Raw genomic sequence first — 4,376 nt, forward strand, 5'->3', positions numbered from 1 at the left:
TTGAAGGTACGGGCTGCGCCAGCTGTGTGGGCAAAATAGAAAAAGCGCTCATGGCCGTGCCTGGCGTGCAAACGGCGGAAATGAACTTCGCCAACCGCACGGTGCAGGTACAGGGCAGAGCGGCTACCGAGTTGTTGGTGAAAGCGGTGGAGCAGGCCGGCTACAACGCCAGACCCATGGCCGGTGAGTCGCTAAGCGATGCGCTCGATGAAAAAGAACAAGCCGATTTGGCCTATTACCAAAAACTGATGCGGCAAACCTGGGTCGCGCTGGCACTGGGTGTGCCGCTGATGATCTACAGCTTGGTGGTGGGCGAGATGACGGTGACTACTACTGTCGAGCGTATTGTCTGGCTGGTGGTGGGGCTGCTGACCCTGGCCGTGATGATCGTGTCGGGTCGTCACTTTTACGTGGGTTCCTGGCAGTCCTTTAAAAATCACTCCGCCAACATGGACACCCTGATTGCCTTGGGCACCGGCACGGCATGGCTCTACTCCATGGTGGTGGTTTTCGCACCGGACGCAGTGCCTCTGATGGCGCGGCATGTCTACTTCGAAGCCACTGCCATCATCATCGGTCTGATTGATCTGGGGCTGGCGCTGGAGCTGAAAGCGCGCGGACGCACCAGCGAAGCTGTCAAACGCCTGATCGGCTTGCAAGCGAAAACCGCACGGGTGATTCGCGACGGCGAAGAATTGGATATTGCGATCGAGCAGGTGTTGCTCAACGATTTGGTGCGCGTACGCCCCGGTGAGAAGATTCCGGTGGACGGAGAGGTACGGGAAGGTCACACCGCCGTGGATGAATCCATGCTCACCGGCGAACCTATGCCGGTGGAAAAATCCACTGGCGACAAGTTGGCGGCCGGAACCCTTAACAAAACCGGCACGCTGATCTTCAAGGCCACCCGCGTGGGCAAAGACACGGCACTGGCGCAGATCATCGACATGGTCAAGCGTGCGCAAAACTCCAAGCCGCCCATCGGGCGCCTGGCTGATGCAATCTCAGCATATTTTGTGCCGGTTGTGATGATCATCGCAGTGCTGAGCGCGCTAACCTGGCTGAATTTCGGGCCAGAACCGGCCATTGCTTTTGCCATCGTCTCGGCCACGACTGTGTTGATTATTGCCTGCCCCTGCGCACTCGGCCTGGCTACGCCAATGTCGGTGATGGTGGGAGTGGGTAAAGCGGCTGAGGCGGGTGTCCTGATCCGCAACGGTGAGGCGTTGCAAACCGCTTCCAAGATTAGCGCCATGATTTTGGATAAAACCGGCACCATCACCTTGGGCTCGCCCAAGGTTACCGACATTGTGACCCAGACCGGCTTCAAACAGGACCAGGTACTGCAACTGGCAGCCAGCCTGGAGTCCGGATCAGAACATCCACTGGCATTGGCCATTGTTGAATCGGCCAAGGAGCGGAATTTAACCCTCGACAAGGTCGAGTCATTCAATGCCATTGCCGGTCAAGGTGTGGAAGCACTGGCCGTCGGCCAGGCGTTGCTGTTCGGCAATGAAAAACTGATGCGTGAGCGCGGTATCGATGTCGGTGAGTTCATCGAAACGGCCCAGCATCTAGCCAGTGAAGCCAAAACGCCTATGTATTTTGCGGTGGACGGGCGGCTTGCCGCCATCATCGCGGTGGCCGACCCCATCAAGGAGGATTCTATTGCGGCCATCAAGCGTCTGCAGAAGAATGGCATTCGCGTGGTCATGCTCACTGGCGACAACCGCGCCACCGCCAAAGCCGTGGCGGAAAAGGTGGGTATTAGCGAGTTCTTTGCCGAAGTTCAGCCTGCAGACAAGGCCAACAAGGTGGCCGAACTGCAGATGCAAAATGAAATTGTCGGCATGACCGGTGACGGTATCAACGATGCACCGGCGTTGGCGCTGGCCAACGTGGGCTTTGCCATCGGCACGGGTACCGATGTGGCGATTGAAAGCGCGGATATCACCCTGATGCGCGGGTCGCTGCACGGTCTGGCTGATGCCATTGCAGTGAGCAAGGCTACCCTGCGCAATATCAAGCAAAACCTGTTTGGCGCCTTTATCTACAATGTTGCTGGCGTGCCGGTAGCTGCCGGTGTCTTGTTCCCGGTGCTAGGCGTGCTGATGAACCCCGTCATTGCTGGCGCTGCCATGGCATTTTCCTCCGTTACCGTAGTAACCAATGCCAATCGCCTGCGCCTGTTCAAGGCGCAGGAACATTAACTGTCATAGCGCGAGGGATATAAACCATGTGGCTGATCAATATTGCGGGACTGGCCCTGATTGCCCTGATCGTCTGGTGGTTCTGGCTGTATAAGCCGCAGGAAGTTGCCCTAAACGAGCAGGGTTTGCTGGTCGTCGTGGAAAACGGCGGCTATACGCCGGCCAATATTCAAGTGCCGGCCAATACTCCGGTCAACCTTACCTTTTTGCGCAAGGATGCATCGCCTTGTTCCGAGGTGGTGTTGTGGCCTGGCTTGGATATCAGCGAAACCCTCCCCCTGAACAAACCCATACAAGTTGCTCTGCCAGCGCTGAAGGCCGGTGACTATGCCTTTCATTGCCAGATGCAAATGTACCGTGGTGCCTTGCACGTGAAATAAAGCAGGCGGCAGGCCGGAATTTTCTTTCAGCGTGGAGACAGGATATGAGTAACGAAAAAAGTTCTTTCTGGTGGTCGCCTAAAGGGCTAGCTGCGTTGGGTCTGATCGGGGCAGTCAGTTATTTTCTGCTGGTGGAGCATCGCCAACATGTATTTGCATTTTTGCCGATTCTAATCATTTTGCTGTGCCCGCTGATGCATATCTTTATGCACGGTGGACATGGCAGGAGGGCGCAGGGCGGTGCAGAAACGTCAGAGACCATGTCCGGTGATGCCAGTGATGTCAGGCGTGCCGCCTATCAACGTGGGCTGGAAGCGGGCAAACATCAGACTGACCACCATCAACACAGAAGGGGCTAGGATATGCACAATGAATCCGCTTATGGTCTCTGGACGTTAGTCATCTTAAATTCAATTATTTTCATTTTTTTTGCGTTCAGTTTTACCAAGCCGAAAAGTAATACCGATTGGCGCAGCCTGGGCGCATTTTCCGCATTTGTGGTTGCGCTGTTCACCGAAATGTATGGCTTTCCACTGAGCATCTATTTTCTGTCGGGCTGGCTGACTGAAAAATATCCGGGGGTGAATTTCCTTTCCCATGAAAACGGTCATCTGTGGCATACCCTTTTAGGTTTCGAGGGTAACGCTCACTGGGACCCGCTGCATATTGCTAGCAACCTTATCATCGTCCTGGGGTTTTTTATGCTCGCCTCAGCGTGGGCAGTACTGCACAAGGCCCAACAGGGCCGATCACTGGCCGCCACTGGCTGGTATGCCCGCTGCCGTCACCCGCAATATCTCGCTTTTATCATGATCATGTTCGGCTTTTTACTGCAGTGGCCGACTATCCCCACGTTGGTGATGTTCCCGATATTAGTGGTGGTGTATGTGCGACTGGCCAAGCGCGAAGAACAAATGGCGCTCGCAGAATTCGGCGACGAATACCGCACCTATATGCACAACACACCGGCCTGGATTCCAACAATTAAAACTCTTCAACCCGGTGCCAGTAGAACCTGATGAGGTTGTCATGAAAGGTTCATTGCAGGCATTGTCATCGCCACCGCACCGGCTACTCTGTAATTGCCAATGAGTATCATCAACATGGCAATAGCACGCAAGGCAAAGACAAGCCTGGTGGCATGATATTGGATCAGGCGCAGATGACGAAAATGACATGAACTGCGGCGGCTGCCAGTACCCCGACTCGTGCCACTTTCGAACCTGCATCCACTTCCAACCAACAAGGGCTTTATGATTCCGGCAGTAACAAGCGCAAAGGTGACTGCTGTTGGTCATGAAAGCTGTAGGCGGCTTATTGCCAGTACGGTTGCACACGGGACAGAGATAGGACGAGGGGTGAGGGATGCTACCAAAGTGCCGCCGGTGCGATCAGTTATAGTGTTCAGAGTCCAATGGGAGATGAGTGATGAGCGAGAGCAAGCATCGTCTGAGTGTTTCTCATTGGACTTATCGCCGCCCCGTTATATCGATTGCGTTCAGGTAGCTACATCCCACGCCTAAGTGCACGTACGCCACCATACACACCGCTGCCGGATGGTATTGGCTCGTAGATTGAAGCTGTCGTCGTTAATGCAGGCGGTGCTTTTTCAGTTTGCCAGCGGTGCGAGATTTCCGCCGCGATTCGCTCAGAGAGAGAAGAGAACAGCGAATGCGATAACAACGGGCCCTGGGCTTTCTTTACTACTGGTAGACGTTTGAGCGGATGACTCGCTCTTGGCTATTGACGGTAGCGTGTGCGTTTTTTCGATACTAGGCAGTCTGCT

At 54.9% G+C, this 4,376-nt stretch carries 4 protein-coding genes; all 4 read left to right on the forward strand.

From position 1 onward, the window contains the following. A partial coding sequence (locus tag HZR81_RS23200; RefSeq protein ID WP_500129360.1) for a heavy metal translocating P-type ATPase occupies positions 1-2,210 on the forward strand: 2,210 nt, incomplete at its 5' end. A gap of 26 nt (positions 2,211-2,236) precedes the next feature. Next, complete coding sequence (locus HZR81_RS23205; RefSeq protein ID WP_042919443.1) at positions 2,237-2,590, forward strand: cupredoxin domain-containing protein; 354 nt, start codon at positions 2,237-2,239, stop codon at positions 2,588-2,590. Positions 2,591-2,634: 44 nt separating this feature from the next. Beyond that, a complete protein-coding gene (locus HZR81_RS23210; protein WP_042919442.1) occupies positions 2,635-2,949 on the forward strand; it encodes a DUF2933 domain-containing protein in 315 nt (104 codons plus the stop codon). Between the two features lie 3 nt (positions 2,950-2,952). Further along, positions 2,953-3,609, forward strand: coding sequence for a methyltransferase family protein (locus tag HZR81_RS23215; RefSeq protein ID WP_500129361.1), 657 nt, complete (start codon positions 2,953-2,955; stop codon positions 3,607-3,609). Positions 3,610-4,376 lie beyond the last annotated feature (767 nt).

Source organism: Pseudomonas sp. LM13 (assembly GCF_041381355.1).
Lineage (GTDB): Bacteria > Pseudomonadota > Gammaproteobacteria > Pseudomonadales > Pseudomonadaceae > Stutzerimonas > Stutzerimonas frequens.